Origin of the sequence: Methanosarcina thermophila TM-1 (assembly GCF_000969885.1) — an archaeon.
GTDB classification, from domain to species: domain Archaea; phylum Halobacteriota; class Methanosarcinia; order Methanosarcinales; family Methanosarcinaceae; genus Methanosarcina; species Methanosarcina thermophila.
In genome coordinates this window covers 1,827,545-1,845,741 of sequence record NZ_CP009501.1, presented here as the reverse complement: position 1 = coordinate 1,845,741, position 18,197 = coordinate 1,827,545, and the positions used below count along the sequence as shown (strand labels likewise).

Below are 18,197 nucleotides of genomic sequence, written 5' to 3'. Positions count from 1 at the left end.
TTTTAGACTTTGGATATCTCTGCACCGGTATTTTTTGCCTTTGTAAGGATGACACTCCCGCCAACGGATTCGTTAAGCATTTCCTGAACTTCTGCCTGGAGCTGCCTGGCTTCGGATTTATTGTCTACAAAGGAATATACTACAGGTCCAAAGGAACTTACTCCGGCTCCATAACTCCTGCTACGCATGAAAGAAGCAATATTCTTTACAAAATCAGGCCAGATAAGGCTCTCCCTCTTATTGAACCCGACAGTCTGGACATGATTCACTGCGGCTCCGAAACTCACGATATCTTTCTCTATTACGGCAGGCATCATCTGCATAAGTACGACATGGGCGATCTCCCTGACTTCCTCTATAGGGATAGGGCAAAATTTTTTGAAAGTGTCAATTTCCGCCTGGTCATGCATTCCCTTATCTTTAGGGATTGCTACTACCATATCCCATTCAGGAAAGTCCTCCCTAAAGAGTACGGGTCCTGGGGGTGCAGGACTGGCAGCCGACGGCATAAAACCACCTTTATCCTTAAATCTATGGCCTCCATCAACTATGAATCCGCCCCTCTCAAAAGCAGTTACCCCTATACCTGAAGTTCCTCCTCTTTTTACTGCAATTGCAAGTTCTCTAACACTTTTATTAAGCCCATAAAGCTCATTTACAGCTGCTGCTGCGGCCAGGGAAGACTGAGTCCCTGATCCAAAACCCACATGGGCTGGGTACACTTCCTTTACGTTGATTCTAATTCCTTTCCCTTCAGGGAGCAGAGATTCTGCAGCTCTTTTCATTCGATCGGCAAAATCCTGCAGACCTTCTATAATGACTCCTTCGCCTTCGGCTTCTTCTGCCGTAATTTTTATATTGGGAGAGGAAAGAGTCAATCCTGCTCCTCCATCAACTCTTCCGATCTCTCCATTCATATCAATAAGAGTCATGTGAATTCGGGAAGGGGTAGTTATCTCGATCATCAGTGTTAAACTCCAGTACTGGATTTAAATTTCATGACTTGTGAACTATTTGTGTTCTTTTATTATAGCTGCTGATATTTAATCTTTTAATAATTATCTTATCAAAACCTAATTTTTGTGAAAATGATATAAAAAGTAAGAAAAGGGCAAGGAGGAGAGCAGGGGCAAAAGAGAATAGTAGATGGGGCAGAAGAGAATATAGACGTCTAAGGACTCATATGCCTTTTTTCTGCTTAATTCTATATCTACACCCTTTCTTTGTCGAATTACTCTTTTATTATAAGGGACTCCCCTTTCATGTCTTCCGGTTTTTTGATCTTGAGAATTTCCAGAAGAGTTGGCGCAATATCGCATAGTTTTCCATTCTTAAGAGCCTTCACTTCATGATTTCCAGCGTAAATACATCTTACCAGATTTGAGGTATGTGCAGTGTGAGGTTCATTGGTAGATGAATCTTCCATCTGTTCGGCGTTCCCATGGTCCGCAGTTATAAGAGCTACACCTCCCACTTCTCTCAGAACCGCTGAAATTCTTCCCACACAGTTATCTACAGCTTCTACAGCCTTTACTGCGGCATCAAAAACTCCAGTATGTCCTACCATATCCATATTTGCGAAATTAAGGATTATCACGTCATATTTTCCTGTTTTGATTCTTTTTATCACTTCGTCCGTAACTTCATATGCACTCATTTCAGGTTTGAGATCATAAGTAGAAATCTTTGGGGACGGGATGAGGCAGCGGTCTTCTCCTTCATAGCATCTCTCCTGCCCTCCATTCAGGAAAAAAGTCACATGGGCATACTTCTCGGTTTCGGCAATCCGAAGCTGGGTTAACCCATGCTTGCTCAAAACCTCACCAAGTACATTTTTCAGCTCTTCAGGTGGAAAAGCTATAGGCAAATTCAGAGTTTCATCGTACTGAGCCATACAGACATAGTACACTTTCGGGTGTTTTTCCCTGGGGAAGCCTTCAAAATCTTTATTTACAAAAGCCCAGGTTAGCTGCCGTGCTCTATCAGGTCTAAAATTAAAGAAAATCACAGAATCATTATCACGTATGACTGTTTCGGGTTTTCCTTCTGAATCCGTGATTATAGTCGGCTTCACAAACTCGTCAGTTTCTCCTCTGCTGTAAGCTTCAGAAACCGCAGTAACGGCATCCGGAGCTTTATATGGGGCAACCCCCAGAGTCAGGGCATCATAGGCAAGTTTTGTCCTGTCCCAGCGTTTATCTCTGTCCATTGCATAGTAGCGCCCTGATACTGTTGCAATCTTAGCAATCCCATTCTCCTTACAAAAAGCATCAAGCTCCTTTATATCATTGAGAGCAGCTTTGGGAGGCACGTCTCTGCCATCCAGAAATGCATGTACATAAACTTTTTTTAACCTTTTCTCCTTTGCAAGTTTGATAAGGGCATAAAGATGGGTTATATAACTATGAACGCCTCCGTAAGAGACAAGCCCCATGAGATGCAGGCTTGAGTCATTTTCTATGACGTTTGAGATAGCATTCAAAAAAGCCGGATTTTCAAAGAAATCTCCATTCCTGATAGCGAGGTTTATGCGGGTAAGATCCTGGTAAACAATTCGCCCTGCTCCTATATTCAGATGCCCTACCTCAGAATTTCCCATCTGACCTTCCGGAAGACCAACGGCTTCTCCTGAGCATTCCAGAAAGCACGAGGGATATTCTTCTATCAGGCGGTCAAGATTTGAGGTTCTGGCTGCCAGAACAGCATTTCCTTCTCTGGCTTCCCTGTAGCCCCAGCCATCAAGAATAATAAGCATAAGAGGTCTTTTTGCCTGAGTCATATGAAGCAAATTCCACATATGTTCATAAATATCTTATTATGAAATCCTGTATAATTGCATGATCATATATTGTATATTTATAATTATTGTATAATGTAAATATGTAATATCTTAAACTATGTAATTAATTGTATTCTGGGTGCAACAACAACTGCCTGCAAATCATTCCAGCAAGTGAAATAAAAGATCTCTATCTTACCCCTACTCTCCTCATTCTGGACTTTAGACCGTAGCTGGCAGCAAACTCCTTATTTATCTTGATTACCTCGTCATTGAAGTGTTTGAGGTCATCCGGGACAGGTCCAAGCGCATCGGCTTTATACTGTGTATCAACTAAAGTAGTAGGTGGCACAAACTTTCCATCTGCGAGCTTTACGCCTATAACTACCGCTCCATGGGCTACAAAGCACCTCTCTCCTAGAGTGGATGCATGCACCACTGCGTTAAAACCCACAAAGCTATCATTGCCGATTTTAATAGGACCGTGAATTACGGCTCCATGGGCTATTGAGACGCGCTTTCCAAGTTCAATTGAGCTACCCTCAAGGCCGTGAAAAATTACGCCGTCCTGTATATTGCACTCGTCACCTATAATAATAGGGTAAGCCTCATCCGCCCGGAGTGAAGCCGCAGGCGCGACATATACATTATTGCCAATCCTCACATCCCCTATTAGTATAGCTGAGTCATCCACATAAGCAGTTGCCGATACTGTCGGCATGCGCTCTGTGCTATTCCACGAAGTCTTTGGATTGCTCTTCAGCATATTAACCACCCCTCTCCGTTTCTGGTAATCTCTTTTAAAAAATCATTATCAGTACCAGTTCCCTGAAGAAAATGCCTCTAAATATTCGATGTGAAGGGCAGTAATATTTCTTTTGCTACGCTTTTTGATTAATTGGAGAGTTAAGCCTATACTGTAAGCCCTTAGAATCAACTTTTAATACTATAATGAATAATCCTGATAAATATCCATCAAGTTTAAATATGGGAGGAGCCGAGTAAAATAATGGGGGATTGGCAAAACTAAATTGTACAGATCCTCGTTAAATAGAGGCAACTATTCAGCCTGGGTAAAATACCAGTAACCATTTTTGGGGTTATGAAATTCTTATGATTTGGATTTTAATTACTGGTTACTGATTATGCTTTTTTTTATCGGTTAGTGTTATGCTAACATTTTCTATCAAAAACGGCTTGTGAATGCCGTTTTTGAGCAGGCTGAGTATTTGCTAATCAGGCTAATACAGGATTTACGCACGAGATTCAAAGATAAACACAACAAAATTACAGCGCAGTTTACGTTTTAGGCAGCTAAAAAGTTTAATGCCGTTCATTCTTTGTTTCAACTGCGTAAGTCTTCGACATTTATTGCCTGCATAGAAAAAGAGTAGATAATTTTCTTTCAGGGGTGTTAAACTTATGGCAGATGATGTCAAGGTATTGGGTATGCCCGCCGAATCGGGGCGATGGATATTAGTTATCATCGGCACCATTATTGAACTCTGCCTGGGTGCTGTTTATGCTTATAGTGTACTCAGTGTGCCATTAAGGAAAATCTTTACAGATCCTGTATCAGCTGGAGGTTTTGGTTTAACGGTCAGCGCAATTGAGATGCAGCTACCGTATATCGTGTCCCTAGCCATGTTTGCGGTAACCATGCCGCTGGTCGGCAGATACATAGAAAGCATGGGACCCAGAAAGGTGGGAATGATCGGTGGGGTTATTGTAGGATTAGGCTGGATTCTGGCATCTTTTGCGACTTCGCCGATATCTCTGGCTATTCTATACGGTTTTGTTGCAGGTACGGGCGTTGGTATTGCTTACGGCTGCCCGATTACAACTTCCGCAAGGTGGTTCCCGGACAAGAGAGGTCTTGCAGTAGGACTTACACTGCTGGGATTTGGTTTCTCTGCGTTTGTTACCGGGAAGGCAGCGGATATATTGACCGCAAACTTTGGGATATTTAATACTTTTCGTCTCCTGGGAATCGGTTTCCTTGCATTGATTGTGATTCTTTCAATGTTCCTTGTCTTCCCACCAGCAGGATGGTGCCCGAGAGGCTGGACTCAACCTGCACCGATAGGAGGTATCTCTAAAGTTGATTTTACCAGAGAAGAAATGATAAGAACCAAGACCTTTATCGGTCTCTGGGTCTGTTATACTATAGGTGCTCTTGCAGGACTCATGGCTATAGGCGTTGCGAAGCCCGCGGGTATGGAGGTTGCTGGCAATGCAGGCATAGATGAACTAACTGCAGGTGTGCTGATGACTAACCTCATTCTGCCGTTTGCAATTTGTAACGCAGGCGGAAGACCTCTCTTCGGCACGTTAACGGATAAGCTTACTCCATCAAGAGCCGCAATTTTATCATATGTCCTTATTATAATCGCATCCCTGCTGGTGTACCTCAATCCGGCATCGGTCAATATGTATGCAATTGCATTCTCACTGCTCTGGCTCTGTCTCGGTGGATGGCTGGCTATTGCTCCCGCAGCCACAGCCAGTTATTTTGGCACCAAAGATTATGCACGCAACTATGGCTTAATCTTCACAGCTTATGGTGTAGGTGCTATTATCGGAAATCTGATGGCGGGCGCGGCAAAAGACATACTGGGTGGATACATCAATGTCTTCCCATATGTCGCTGTGCTGTCAGTACTTGGCATTATAGTAGCATTTGTACTGATGAGACCACCTGCAATAGCTGCCCCAAAGACTGCTCCAGCGAGTGAGAAAAAGGAGTCTGCCATTTAATTTTCATTTTTTATTTTTACAATTTCGGGCGTATATCTGTTAAAAAGGCTTAGAATATAAAAGTGTAAAGTTAAATTATATACATCGCTAGATAAATCCGAGAATTTTCGGGATTTATTTAGCAAGGGCTGATCGAAAACGTTATTCATTTAAAAATTATTTATTAAAATAGAATTTGGGGGATATTTATGCCAGATGTTGAATATATGCTATTTTGCTGCAGAGATCTAGAGCAGAAATGTGACTTTCGTGTCCAGGCAAAGACAAAGGAAGAAGTTATGGAACATGCTAAAGTCCACATGGCTAGTGAGCACGGTATGAAAGAGATCTCCGAGGAGACAGAACGCAAGATTGAAGAAAAGATAAGACCTGTGAAGGTCAAAGAATAAAGCCAAAGGCTAGTTTTATATTTTTTCAGCTTATTTCTGGAGCTATGACTTCTTCTTTTTGAATTTTCTGGAGAAAAAGCCAGTAACGTTTACTCCTTATATCTTTGCACCTGAGTTGCAGTAGCTACTTCAGCACCATGGACTTTTTTGCGGCAACTATAGCCTTGATCTTCACAGCCTGGAGTGCAGGTGCTGACTCAGGAAATCTGATGGCAGGCGCGGCAAAAAATGCCCTGAGAGGATAATATTAATGCCTCTCAGTGTGAAGTAACACTTCAGTATCAGGTTTAACTGTGGTTTTTGTGCTGCTGAAGCCGCCTTTGCAGCCATCTTCAAGTACTCAACAGTTAACAGACAAAGATGTAAAATTAACGATTTCCCCCCATTTTTTTCAATTTCTATGCTGCTTGTTACAGGGCAAACTATGGCTTAAAACAAAGATTTTATTCCTTATTTGCCTAATGAGTCAAACAAATGACCGGTCTTTGCTTTTTTTCTTTTGACTGTATCGTAAACTCTATAACTATTAACAATGACATATCTTTTTAAGAGGTAAAAAACAGATCCTAAAAACAGTCTAATATCTCTAAATAAGTTTTTCATTAGGAGTTCAGGCTAAATCACCGGTTAACGGGAAGGAGGATCTGAATCAATGAGTCAAAATATTAAAGATGTTATGAACATTCGTGATGTAAAAATTACGGATTTATCCGCAAACCCTGCTCCTCTGGGCTTGATGGGTTTCGGGATGACGACTGTACTATTGAATATACACAATGCAGGCTTCTATCCGATGAACGCTATGATCCTTTCTATGGGCATCTTTTACGGTGGACTGGCTCAGGTCATTGCCGGAATCCAGGAATGGAAGAAGGGAAATACTTTCGGGGCTACTGCTTTTACTTCATACGGGCTTTTCTGGCTAACGCTAGTAGGTAATGTCCTGCTCCCTAAGTCTCCAGACTTTGCAGGCTTCGCTACAGACTCATTCGCATTTGCTGCATACCTGTTCATGTGGGGAGTTTTCACCTTCTTCATGTTCATAGGTACGCTCAAAGGCTCAAAGGCTCTCTCTGTTGTTTTTATAGCCCTTGCAATTCTGTTCTTCCTGCTTGCAGCTGGAAACTACCTGGGTGCCGAGGGGGCAGGTGCTGGAATACTGAGAATAGCTGGTTATGAAGGAATCTTCACAGGACTCGCTGCAATCTACACAGCTCTCGGTCAGGTATTAAACGAAGCGTATGGAAAGAAAATAGTTCCTTTATAACAATTATACTCCATTATCTCTGGGCTTTTTGCCTTCTGTTGTTAGTTTTTGGCAGTTGCCTGCTGGGATTTCTCGTAATCCCTTATTTTTATTATTGGACTGTTTCTCGTTTGAAGACTATTTTCCCAAGATAAAAAAACTTTCAGGGGAGCATTTTCTTGAATTTTCTTAAAGATATATTTCCTTTAACAGGAAAATCAGAGATAGGAAAATCATGATTAAGCTTATATCTTTGAATTTTCCACTTCCAATTTTTATCGCGGTGTAGGAAATTATGCCCCAGACAATTCCTTCTGCAATTGAATAGCTGAATGCCATCATCAGAATGGTAATTACTGCAGGGGCAACCTCGGTCCAGGTCTCAAAATCGAGGTCTCTTAAGCCCTGAATCATAATAATTCCTACCACAATAAGGGCAGGAGAGGTAGAATACCCTGGAATAACAGCTGCTATTGGCGATATGAAAATCGCAAGCAAAAATAATCCTGCTACTACAACTGAAGTAAGTCCTGTCCTTCCCCCCTCCTCAACCCCTGATGCACTTTCAACGTAAGTAGCAACTGTAGACGTTCCCATAATTGCACCGGCACATGTGGCTATGGCATCAGCCATAAGAGCTTCTCTGGCTCTGGGAAGTTTTCCTTCCTCGTCCAGGAAATCCGCCCTTGAGGAAACTCCAACCAGAGTGCCCACTGTATCAAAAAAATCCGTGAAGAGGAAGGCGAACATGATAATAGAGAAGTCGGGATTGGTAAGGATCGAGAAATCAAACTTGAAAGCTATTGGAGCGAGAGAAGGAGGCATTAAAAATAATCTGTCAGGAAATTCTGCAATACCACGAACCATCCCCAGAACGGTCACTGCAAGTATTCCCCATAGAATTGCCCCCTAACTCTGTAAGCCTGCAGCACTATCATTATAGTGAAGCCAAGTATGGAAAGAAGCACCGTTGTTTCCTTCAGGTTTCCCAGAGTTAAAAAGGTGGTAGGATCCTGAATAATAATCTTTGATCCTGTAAGCCCGATAAAAGCTATAAAGAATCCTATTCCTGCACTTATCGAAATTTTAAGGTTCTTCGGAATTTCATTGACTACAGCCTCTCTGAATCTTGTCAGAGTTAGCAGGATGAAGATAATTCCCTCGATAAGTACCGCAGTAAGGGCAGCCTGCCAGCTGACATTCATGCTGAGAACTACAGTAAATGCAAAAAAGGCGTTCAATCCCATTCAGGAGCCAGGGCAAATGGGTAATTAGCCCACAGCCCCATAATGAGAGTCCCGATTGCTGCTGAGAGACAGGTTGCAACCATCACAGCTCCGAAATCCATCCCTCTGCTGCTGAGGGTAGTGGGGTTTACAAAAATTATGTAAGCCATTGTTACAAAAGTAGTCAGCCCGGCGAGAATCTCGGTTTTAGGATCGGTTTTATTCTGGTGTAATTTGAATAACTTTTCCAGGGTTTCCATTGGAGCCACTCAGTAAATTTATTTGAATTCACTGATTTTGAGATTTCAAGTATTACGATTTCTTATATAACGTATGTTAATATCTTTTTATGGAATAATGAGAAAAATAATTTCATTATAATAACGGTTAGTTTATTCGACTAATATTAGTTCATTCCTCTAAACCGTAGTTGATTCCTCATATCTTAGACACATCAAAAAATCTTATATCGAGTAAATAATATTTGGAAGTCGTCCAGTATTAATTTTATGAGCTCCAATGTATTTTTCGGAAGATTTGAACGATTTCTCAGGTACAGACGAAATAATGCCCCCGAATTTAAGCAAAGAAATGCTACACTTAAACTCTTAAAAAGTTCGATTTTAGTTGCGTTTTCAGGCGCGCTAAGAATTCATATTGCTTTCCTCCTGCTTCAGACTAACTCAAGTATACTTACCTGCATTGCGGGAGGACTCGTAATCTACAGTGTATATACACTTGATAGGGCACTCGGCTCTGAAGAAGATATTGTAAACCGGAAGGAGTTAAGCGGCTCAAGAAAGGAAATAGGAATTGCAGTTTCCATGCTTACCTTTGTAATAGGAAGCTATGTACTCGCAAAAGAAGGACTGCTTGCACTTGCATTCTTACCTTTCATAATTGGTTTCCTTTACAGTAAAGGAATTACAATTGGAAAATTCACTTTGAAACTCAAAGGTGGACTTGGAGTCAAAAACTTTGTTGTAGGTCTCACCTGGGGTGCTTTTATCTCAGGACTTGCAGGTAGTGCCTGTAATAGCATGCTACCCGTAGTTCTGGTTTTTACTTTCTTTGGAGTCAAACTTTTTATCAACTCTACTATATATGATTTCAAAGATATCAAAGGAGATACTCTTGCAGGTATCAAAACTCTTCCTGTAACTCTCGGGGCACGAAATACCCGTAATTTTCTTTTCGGATTGCACCTGCTCTCACATCTGATACTCGGTATTGCTCTGATTAATGGAGTTCTTGGTTTTGAGCCTCTCATTGTTCTCTACAGTTTCATATGCGGGTTGATATGCATTCAGAACTATACTGTAACTGACGAAGAAGAGACTTCTTTCCAGAATCTCGAAAGAACCATCCTTGTGGATGGAGAATCTACTTCAATTGTCGGACTGAGAGCAATTGCAAATGCTTTTTTGGCATAATGTATACCTGAAATGAGGTCTATGCTCAAATGCAAAAACGATAACACAGTCTACCAAAAAAAAAGCGATCCAATTCCCCGGAAATTTACCGGGAAAAAAATTCAAAACCCTATTTCTCTATTAGTTTTAAGGTTTCTTTTCCGAAATCTTTAACAGACTTGCTAAAGCTTCAACAGTTTTATAAACTCTTTATCTCGATCGAGTTCTCTTTGTAATACTTAAAAAGATCTTCTCCCCATTTGATTGATGCTAAGTCGAAGCCTATCAGGTCGTTTCGGGGATCAAAAGTTCCGTTTTTGAAAAAGAGCGAAAGGGATAGAAAGCGGTCTGTTACTACAAAGGCTATCTTTGCATTGTCGTACACATGGAAGCTCGTGTGCTTATATTTAAGGAATTCTTCAATCTCAGTGCTGTGCTCACTTTTTATTTTGAAAAATACATTGGGTGTAACGATTATGGAAACAGGAATATTTCTTCGGGCTAAATCCAAAAACATTGGGGGATGGCTTGGAAGAAAAATCGATGAAAAGCCTGCGAAGTGGGTGGCAGACATTACATTCTCACTAAATGCTTTATGAGTATCATAAATATGCTCATGTTCATCTCTTACAACTCTGCATTCTTTAAGTTCCTGAATTCTGTTTAACATTGCCTCAGGGATTGCAGTAAGGTCATGGTCTCTCCAGAATTCTTCGTTTGTCTCTATAGCTGTAAGGGTATCCAGGAAAGGCTTATAATATATGGCTGAAACTCTCCCCAAAGATGTTAAGTAGTACATTCCCTCCTGCCTGACAATCAAATTTGCGGCTTCCATTTCTTTAAGGCGAGGAAGGATCTCAGGTGATCTTACATCAAAATAATCTTTGATCTCGGAGAGAGTTCTTGGATTCTCTTGGAGTAAAAACAAAATATCCTTTCTTTTCTCTGAGAAGGTCAGAATGCTTAACAATCCATTGGATTTCACTTCGATCATCTCATTTTTTTCCATATGTTTCGGGGGCTAATTGGAGTTTAATATCCATGAACATTCTATTTGCTTTCGTTTTACAATAAATAAAAATTTAAATTTTATATTTTTTAATTTTTTATATTAAATTAAGGTGAGAGTTATAATAGGATGATATACTAATGCTAGAATGCTATACGATTTCAATATATATTTCTTTTTCTACAGTTTATCTGGTTACTGGTAATTCTTCTATCTTATTTCCTGACTGTACGTGCAGCTTCCCGAAAACGTAACTCATCTTTTTAAATAATTTTTTCTCAAAACCAAAAAAAATTTATATGTTAATAGTATCAGATTATCTTACTAATATAAGGCTTGGAACTAATTTGCTTAGAAACATAATCAATTGATTATTAAAAAATTAATATTCAAAATCGGGAAATAATCCAATAATTTAAAAAAAGTGTGCGGCTATTTGTATGGAAAAGTATGTTCAATATGAGAGCAAATAAATTATATCTGTTTATATTTTAATTTATTAATAGCAATATTATTAAATGTCCGAAACTTCCTTTAATATTCAAAAGCAGATGCCAGAGGAGAGTGTTAGAGCTTTCCAGGATTGCGTTTGGGGAAATCAAATTTGAATAAATTTTCCCCTGCCCTGGGCGGCAGGGTTGTTCGGACTTGGGCTTCGTTTTATTTAATAAGGGGTCTCAGTGGAGGAAGTGGCGCATGCCTGTAAAAATCATGGAAACTCCAAGCCGGTTTGCAGTGGCAATGACCTCACTGTCGCGAATTGATCCTCCTGGGGAGACTATGTAACGGATATTATTTTGTGCGGCATAAACTATGCTGTCATCGAAGGGGAAGAAGGCATCCGAAGCCATTACACACTCCGAGATAATTTTCTGTTTATATTCCTCAAAAGAAATTGCAGGCTTTTCCCTCTCATAAATTATCCTGAGGTTTTCGACGGCTTTTGTAGCTGCCAGTTTGCGAATCGAGTCTACCCTGTTAGGCTGTCCTGCGCCCATGGCAAGCACCATGAAGTATCCTGGCTCGTATTCGTGAGCAAGAATTACTGCGTTGGATTTGGTTGTTTTGCAGGCTTTCAGGCAGAACTCAGAGAGCGGACGTTTTTCCTCAGGATACGGTATGTCGGTCACAGACTCCCATTTTTCGTAGAGGCCGATGTCGCGGCTTTGCTTTAGCATACCTCCGATTATATACTTATATGTGTAGTCTGTCCCGAAAGCTTCTCTAAGTTCTGGCAGTTTAAGGAGTCTGAGATTTTCGCTTTTCTTTTTCAGGAACTCAAGGGCATCAGGTTTGAAGTCAGGTGCAAGGATAATCTCCACAAATTTTCCATTCAGAAAAGTTGCAGCCTCTAGGTCAAAGATTTCATTGGTGCAGATTATGCTTCCGTAAGCTGAAACAGGGTCTCCGTCCCAGGCAGCTTGAAGAGCTTGCAGGAGCGTACTTCCGGTAGCAAGCCCGCATGGGTTATTATGTTTAACAATTGCAACTGCAGGAGAAACATTCCCGATTTCTTTGACTGTCTGAAGGGCATTGTCAGCGTCCACATAATTATTATATGAGAGTTCTTTTCCGTGAAGCTGGATAGCTTTTGCAAGGGTAGGACCTTCTATTTTGGGATCTTTATAGAAAAAGGCTTCCTGATGCCAGTTCTTTCCATAGCGGAGTTTTACGCCCTCAGTAAAATTCAGACGAAGTACGTTTTCTCCGAGCAGGGTTTTGCTTAAATAGACATCAATGGCTGCATCGTAATTTGCAGTATGCCTGAAAGCCTTAATTGCAAGGGCAGCCCGGGTTGCCTCCGAAATTACCCCGGTTGAACGCAGTTCTTCCAGTACGTGCCCGTAGTCCGACGGGTCGGAAAGCACTGTAACAGAACGGTAGTTTTTCGCTGCTGAGCGAAGAAGGGTTGGACCTCCAATATCTATATTCTCAATGGCTTCCTCAAGTTTCACGCCTTCCTTTGAGACTGTTTCCTCAAAAGGATAGAGGTTTACAGCCACCATATCGATGAGTGAGATATCTTCTTTTATAGCTTCAGCCATCTGTTCCTTGCTTTCTCGCAGGCATAAGATCCCGCCATGAATTCTCGGATGGAGAGTTTTAACCCTCCCTCCCATCATTTCCGGAAAACCCGTGATCTCTGATACATCTGTAACTTCTATGCCGGCATTGCGAAGGACTTTCGCGGTTCCGCCTGTTGAAATAATCTTCACGCCAAGTGATTGAAGCCCGCGTGCGAATTCTGTAATTCCTGTTTTGTCTGAGACGCTGAGCAGTGCCCTTTTTACCAAAAAATCACCAGTATACTTGCTTTAAAAATTCTTAGCTATAAAACTTATGGTCTAAATGTTATTATATTGAAAAGAAACTTTTTTAGAATGCTGGACTTCATTTTTACAAATCCAGTATTCTGTCAGTATGCTGTCAGAAATCCTCTGGGAATGTAGTTCTTTATGTTTTTGGTGTTTTTTTACGCATAACCCAAAGAACTGTAATTTATGTTCCTCAGAGGGATAATAGTAAGGTGAAATGCTTCTTTTCTAGAACCATAACTCAGGTGAAGTACCTCTTCTTTGAAATTCGAATTCAGCTGAAATACTTATTCTTTGGAGTCACAGTGGATAAAGAATATATGGAAAATACGCCTTCGGATTTCTTTTTAATTTACCTTCTAAAATAATCTCAACAGGTGGGGAGTTTAATGGAAAATAAATATGATATCATAATTATAGGGACAGGTACTGCAGGCAGGACCTTCACGGGTAAAGTTTCACATTCCGGATTAAAAATTGCTATTATTGATTCAAGGGAATATGGGGGCACCTGTCCTCTAAGGGGATGTGATCCTAAAAAGGTGTTAATTGATATCACCGAAGTCGTTGACTCGAGCAACCGCTTAGTAGGAAAAGGTGTAGGGACAGATACTTCTCTGACTATCGACTGGGCTTCACTAATCGAATTTAAAAGAACGTTTACAGGAGAATATCCCAGCAAAATAGAGAAACGTCTGGTTGAGATGGGAATTGATACATATCACGGAAGAGCTTATTTTGAGAATCAGAACACAATCGTTGTCGGGGAAGATAAACTTAAAGGTGAGTATTTTTTCCTTGCTACAGGTGCAAAGCCCAGAAAACTCGGTATTCCAGGTGAAGAGTACATTACCACAAGTGAAGGGTTAATGGAGACCAAAAAAATTCCTGGGAGGATTATTTTCATCGGAGGCGGCTATATATCCATGGAATTCGCCCATGTTGTGCGAAGAGCTGGAGCCGAAGTAATTATCCTTCACAGAAGTGAAAGAATATTGAGAAATTTTGATCCTGATATAGTGGATATGCTTATAAAAGCATCTGAAGCCGCAGGAATCAAAATTCTTACAAACAAACACGTGATTTCGATAGAAAAAGAGAACAATTGTCTTCTAGTCAGGGTCAAATCGAAAACTGAATCCAGGTTCGAAACTCAGACTTTCCACGCTGATATGGTAGTGCACGGAGCAGGTCGTGTTGCAGATATAGAAGATTTGCAGCTCGAGAAAGCCGGAGTTAAAACCGAAAAGGGAGCTATTGTAGTTGATAAGTTTATGAAAACCTCAAACCCTCTGATCTATGCAGGTGGGGATTGTGTACTGGAGGGTATGCAGCTTACTCCTGTAGCAGCCCTTCAGGGAGATATTGCCGCAATTAATGTCCTTGAGGGTGACAGCACCGAGGCAGATTATACAGGCATTCCAAGTGCAGTCTTTACCATTCCTGTAATGGCTTCTGTAGGAATCAGTGCGCCTAAAGATAGCGATAAATATAAAGTAATTTTTCAGGACAGAAGCAGCTGGAATACAACCCGGAGAGCAGGAATAAAATTTGCGGCTTCAAAAGTTATTATTGATGAAGCAAACGACCGTATAATGGGAGCTCATATTCTGGGCCCGCATGCCGGAGAAGCTATCAACATCTTCGCTGCAGTAATGCGGCTAGGACTCAGAGCTTCGGATATAAAAAAGCTGATCTTCTCCTATCCTACTACGTGCTCAGATATCCCTTATATGCTATAACTCGAGGATTGGATACAGAAACTGAAAAACCTTAATTTTCTCAAAAAACACAGTTTAAAATACAGCTTCTGCAAACATATCATTCTGACTAATACCTGAAAGCAACTTAAAAATGGAGCTATTATGCCTGAAAAAAAGCTAGAACTATCGAATACACAGGATCTAATCTCTGAATACGATATTCCTGACAATACACATAACTTCGACAAAATCTGGGCACTTCTAAAGAAAGAGTATCCTGATGTAAAACCTTCTCTCAATTACTCCAATCCTCTTGAATTACTTGTGGCAACAATACTTTCAGCCCAGTCAACTGATGTTCAGATTAATAAAGTGACTGAGAAATTGTTCAAAAAGTACAGGACTGTAAAAGACTATGCCAGTGCAGATCTGAGGGAGCTTGAGAATGACATCTATTCCACAGGATTTTACAAAAGCAAGGCAAAGAACATCAAAGCCGCTGCCCAGATAATTATTGAGAAATATAATGGAGAGGTTCCAAAAACTATGGAGGAGCTGGTTACTTTGCCAGGCGTCGGAAGAAAAACAGCCAATATAGTGCTTGCCAGAGGATTTGGAATAATTGAGGGTATTGCTGTAGATACCCACGTAAAAAGGGTTTCAAGAAGGCTGGGACTCACCAGAAACTCCGATCCTGTTAAAATTGAAAAGGATCTTATCGCGCTTGCTCGAAAGGAAGATCTTGACGCGCTCTCCATGACCCTCATTCATCACGGGAGGAAAATCTGCCAGGCAAAAAAACCAAAATGCCCTTCCTGCGTTGTTAATCAGCTCTGCCCTTCGAGTAAAATCTTTATGACGCGGTATTATTTGTAAACCAAGCCTTTTCAAAAAAAGGCTTGAGCGAAACCGTTGCGCCGGTTTATCACCAAGCGTTGCGCCGCTTGACCACGCCGCCACGCCATTTTTGATCAAACTTTTTTCTAAAAAGTTTGCAGTCAAGCCTTTTCGTAAAAGGGTTGTGGAGCAACGGTTTTTGAGCAGCCAAGTTTGTGAATCAGTATTAAAAGTTCAGGCTTTCTTTTTGAACACTTTTCCAAACCCAAAACTGATTGCAAGCACTACGAGCGTCCCGACTACTATTGCTGCTACTTCTCCGCTTTTGCCCATGCCTTCAATTGAGTAATCAGGCATTGGAGAACTTACAACTGGTCCACTTTCTTCCAGCTCGGAGAGTTTTGATTCTTCAACCACATTTGCTGCTGCACTTTCCAGTCCGTCTGGGTTCGGGGAGGCAAGGAAGGGTGCAAGTACAGCAATCAAGAGTGCAACTACAACCCCAAGATAAAAAAATTTCTTATTAGCTTTCTCGCTCATGCCATAGCCTCAATTTCAGCTCTGTCGGTTCTGGTATTGAGATCGTCTTCAAGAAGATCTGGTCTGGATTTTGCAATAGCTGCAATTGCAACCGAGGTAATGAGCCCTTCTCCTATGAAGCCGATGATAAGGTGAAAAGTTCCCATAGCTATAAGTCCAGGAACCAGGGGAAAAGTGCCAGCCAGCCATAACTGGATGGTACAGGTAATTGCCGAGACAAAAAGGCCAAGCCAGGCGCCTATGAAAGCTGCAATATTTACGCTCAGAGCTCTACGAAGGATACTGTAAGTGTAATACCCGATAAATCCAGAAACAACACCCATGTTCAGGATGTTTGCGCCCATTGTAGTAATTCCTCCATCAGCAAAGGCAAAACCCTGAACTAGCAGCACCAATGTCAGCACAAGCACTCCTGCCCAGGGGCTCCCGAAAACTATGGCTACAAGGGCTGCCCCGATCATGTGTCCGCTTGTCCCCATCCCAATTGGTATATTCATAGCCTGGATTGCAAAGATACCGGCTGCAAGAGCCGCAAGGATCGGCACTTTCATCTCATCAAGCTCGTTTTTTGCCCACTTAAATGACATTATAATAAATGGAAGGGCAAGAACCCAGTAGATTAACGCCTGGTCAGGTGGTATGAACGAATCAGGTATATGCATTTATTTTCCCTCTTTTACCCCTATCTTTTATTTCCTGTCAACTCAAACAGGAATCTTTTTTTACGTTGGTGAATATTCCTGAAAACGAAGACTAGAAAATGTTCTTAAATTAAGTCTGAAATCCTTTTTCAGGGAAGATCTCAATATTTGAGATCCTTTTACGCTATTTCGGACTGTTGTTTTAGATGAGTATTCTTGACAATAAGAGATTGTCCAGTATTACATATATACGTTTTGATATTACTTTGTTTGACAATTTTTCACTTTCATCGGATTCAGTATTTCTTTGTTTATATATACGTCAAATTATGTATCTTATCCGGTTGTATATATATAACCGAGTATCAGGGAATAAGTATTTAGTATTATATTTTATAATTTATAATCTGTTATATTAGACGCCCTTTTTTCTATTTTCCGGACTGAAAACCGTTTAAAAAATGTATGAAAAAGAACAAACAAGGATTTTGAGAAATAAGAATACCAGTGACATAATCCTTCAGACAAAAAAATGAATGCATACTATACTTGCAGTACTGAGAAGCAAAAAGAGTATATCCCTGGTCTGAATTTTTGCTCTGTAATATGCTTTTTCATGGCCGCTTCCATAACCTCTGCAGAGCATGCTGATATATGTCCTTTCTCCCTGCTCATAAGAGCGCACGAAAATTGCACTGATACTGTATCCGATCTGTTTAAGAATCCATTTTCTGGGCACAGCATTATTCCATATATCGAAAAGACGGGTCTCCTGTGCAGTTTTTATTCGTTTCAGGACGGCCCAGAACAGGAAAAGATAACGTACCATCATACTGACGAGCTGGGTAAATTCCCTTGGAACGCCCATCCTGTCTGCGGCTACAACCATATCCCTTAGCCGTGTGGTGGAAGAAAGAAGGATTACGGCTGTTACGCATACCAGGAATTTCATGAATAATATCCTCCCGAAGACCAGACCTTCATAGGTTATGCTGAGCCCGAAAGGCAGGTCAAGAGGATATGGTGTGTAACTCTCCACAAAGGAAGGTCTCAGGAAAGGCTGGATAACGGCAACCCCAATCCCGAAAGGTAAGATTGCAAGGATTCGAAGGAAAAAATATTTTAAGTTCAGCCCTGCGATAAGCACAAGGAGCACCAAATAAGCTTCCATGGCAAGAAGACGGATCATATTCTTTTCGTGAATTCGGGGCAGGCTGACTGCATATACGATTATTGCAAGTGCAAAAATCAACTTTATCCTTGGATCAAGCCTGTGTACTGGACTGTCTTTATATGATTCGCGTTCAATATCCGTAAGGGTTACCATTAAAAGTTCTCCTGCG

At 41.0% G+C, this 18,197-nt stretch carries 18 protein-coding genes; 7 read left to right on the top strand and 11 right to left on the bottom strand.

Going from position 1 to position 18,197, the window contains the following annotated elements:
- Window positions 1-2: 2 nt before the first annotated feature.
- The 3 genes from MSTHT_RS07970 to MSTHT_RS07960 all read right to left on the bottom strand — a co-directional run bounded on the left by MSTHT_RS07970 (window position 3) and on the right by MSTHT_RS07960 (window position 3,545).
- Complete coding sequence (locus tag MSTHT_RS07970) at window positions 3-965, bottom strand: beta-ribofuranosylaminobenzene 5'-phosphate synthase (RefSeq protein ID WP_048167323.1); 963 nt, start codon at window positions 963-965, stop codon at window positions 3-5.
- 266 nt (window positions 966-1,231) lie between these two features.
- Window positions 1,232-2,779, bottom strand: coding sequence for a 2,3-bisphosphoglycerate-independent phosphoglycerate mutase (gene gpmI / locus MSTHT_RS07965; RefSeq protein ID WP_048167322.1), 1,548 nt, complete (start codon window positions 2,777-2,779; stop codon window positions 1,232-1,234).
- A gap of 190 nt (window positions 2,780-2,969) precedes the next feature.
- A complete protein-coding gene (locus tag MSTHT_RS07960; RefSeq protein WP_048167321.1) occupies window positions 2,970-3,545 on the bottom strand; it encodes a gamma carbonic anhydrase family protein in 576 nt (191 codons plus the stop codon).
- A gap of 656 nt (window positions 3,546-4,201) precedes the next feature.
- Between MSTHT_RS07960 and MSTHT_RS07955 the strand changes: the two genes are divergently transcribed.
- From MSTHT_RS07955 to MSTHT_RS07945, 4 genes are all read left to right on the top strand, one after another.
- Entirely contained in the window at window positions 4,202-5,536 is a 1,335-nt protein-coding gene (locus MSTHT_RS07955) for an L-lactate MFS transporter (RefSeq protein WP_048167320.1), read from the top strand.
- A gap of 12 nt (window positions 5,537-5,548) precedes the next feature.
- Window positions 5,549-5,596 (top strand): sortase B protein-sorting domain-containing protein, encoded by a 48-nt coding sequence (locus MSTHT_RS15515; protein WP_148704626.1) that lies wholly within the window; start codon window positions 5,549-5,551, stop codon window positions 5,594-5,596.
- Between the two features lie 128 nt (window positions 5,597-5,724).
- Complete coding sequence (locus MSTHT_RS07950) at window positions 5,725-5,925, top strand: DUF1059 domain-containing protein (protein WP_048167319.1); 201 nt, start codon at window positions 5,725-5,727, stop codon at window positions 5,923-5,925.
- A gap of 652 nt (window positions 5,926-6,577) precedes the next feature.
- Entirely contained in the window at window positions 6,578-7,192 is a 615-nt protein-coding gene (locus MSTHT_RS07945) for an acetate uptake transporter (protein WP_048167318.1), read from the top strand.
- A 168-nt stretch (window positions 7,193-7,360) separates the two neighbouring features.
- Here the strand turns inward: MSTHT_RS07945 and MSTHT_RS15380 are convergent, their stop codons facing one another.
- The 3 genes from MSTHT_RS15380 to MSTHT_RS15370 are packed head-to-tail and all read right to left on the bottom strand — an operon-like array spanning window position 7,361 to window position 8,657.
- Window positions 7,361-8,053 (bottom strand): NCS2 family permease, encoded by a 693-nt coding sequence (locus MSTHT_RS15380; protein WP_197071747.1) that lies wholly within the window; start codon window positions 8,051-8,053, stop codon window positions 7,361-7,363.
- Window positions 8,050-8,418, bottom strand: a complete 369-nt coding sequence (locus MSTHT_RS15375; RefSeq protein WP_197071746.1) for a solute carrier family 23 protein — start codon at window positions 8,416-8,418, stop codon at window positions 8,050-8,052. Before MSTHT_RS15375 ends, MSTHT_RS15380 begins: the two co-directional genes overlap by 4 nt.
- Entirely contained in the window at window positions 8,409-8,657 is a 249-nt protein-coding gene (locus MSTHT_RS15370; RefSeq protein ID WP_259274529.1) for a solute carrier family 23 protein, read from the bottom strand. Before MSTHT_RS15370 ends, MSTHT_RS15375 begins: the two co-directional genes overlap by 10 nt.
- Before the next feature lie 249 nt (window positions 8,658-8,906).
- Here MSTHT_RS15370 and MSTHT_RS07935 point away from each other — a divergent pair, with 249 nt between their 5' ends.
- Window positions 8,907-9,830, top strand: coding sequence for a UbiA family prenyltransferase (locus MSTHT_RS07935; RefSeq protein ID WP_048167317.1), 924 nt, complete (start codon window positions 8,907-8,909; stop codon window positions 9,828-9,830).
- Between the two features lie 178 nt (window positions 9,831-10,008).
- On the opposite strand, the gene MSTHT_RS07930 is transcribed toward MSTHT_RS07935, so the two are convergent.
- On the bottom strand, window positions 10,009-10,818 hold the full coding sequence (locus MSTHT_RS07930; protein WP_231588037.1) for a helix-turn-helix transcriptional regulator: 810 nt from the start codon (window positions 10,816-10,818) through the stop codon (window positions 10,009-10,011).
- A 677-nt stretch (window positions 10,819-11,495) separates the two neighbouring features.
- Window positions 11,496-13,112 carry a bifunctional phosphoribosylaminoimidazolecarboxamide formyltransferase/IMP cyclohydrolase gene (gene purH, locus MSTHT_RS07925; protein WP_048167316.1) on the bottom strand — a complete coding sequence of 539 codons (1,617 nt, stop codon included), beginning with the start codon at window positions 13,110-13,112 and terminating at the stop codon, window positions 11,496-11,498.
- Between the two features lie 410 nt (window positions 13,113-13,522).
- Between purH and MSTHT_RS07920 the strand changes: the two genes are divergently transcribed.
- Window positions 13,523-14,875 carry a dihydrolipoyl dehydrogenase family protein gene (locus MSTHT_RS07920; protein ID WP_048167315.1) on the top strand — a complete coding sequence of 451 codons (1,353 nt, stop codon included), beginning with the start codon at window positions 13,523-13,525 and terminating at the stop codon, window positions 14,873-14,875.
- Window positions 14,876-14,998: 123 nt separating this feature from the next.
- The gene (gene nth, locus MSTHT_RS07915; protein WP_048167314.1) at window positions 14,999-15,712 is read left to right on the top strand and encodes an endonuclease III; all 714 of its coding nucleotides are present in this window, start codon (window positions 14,999-15,001) and stop codon (window positions 15,710-15,712) included.
- A 195-nt stretch (window positions 15,713-15,907) separates the two neighbouring features.
- Here the strand turns inward: nth and MSTHT_RS07910 are convergent, their stop codons facing one another.
- The 3 genes from MSTHT_RS07910 to cbiQ all read right to left on the bottom strand — a co-directional run bounded on the left by MSTHT_RS07910 (window position 15,908) and on the right by cbiQ (window position 18,181).
- Window positions 15,908-16,213 (bottom strand): PDGLE domain-containing protein, encoded by a 306-nt coding sequence (locus MSTHT_RS07910; RefSeq protein ID WP_048167313.1) that lies wholly within the window; start codon window positions 16,211-16,213, stop codon window positions 15,908-15,910.
- Window positions 16,210-16,875, bottom strand: a complete 666-nt coding sequence (cbiM, locus tag MSTHT_RS07905) for a cobalt transporter CbiM (RefSeq protein ID WP_048167312.1) — start codon at window positions 16,873-16,875, stop codon at window positions 16,210-16,212. The genes MSTHT_RS07910 and cbiM overlap by 4 nt, the downstream gene beginning before the upstream one ends.
- A 499-nt stretch (window positions 16,876-17,374) precedes the next feature.
- Window positions 17,375-18,181 (bottom strand): cobalt ECF transporter T component CbiQ, encoded by an 807-nt coding sequence (gene cbiQ / locus MSTHT_RS07900; RefSeq protein WP_048167311.1) that lies wholly within the window; start codon window positions 18,179-18,181, stop codon window positions 17,375-17,377.
- Window positions 18,182-18,197 lie beyond the last annotated feature (16 nt).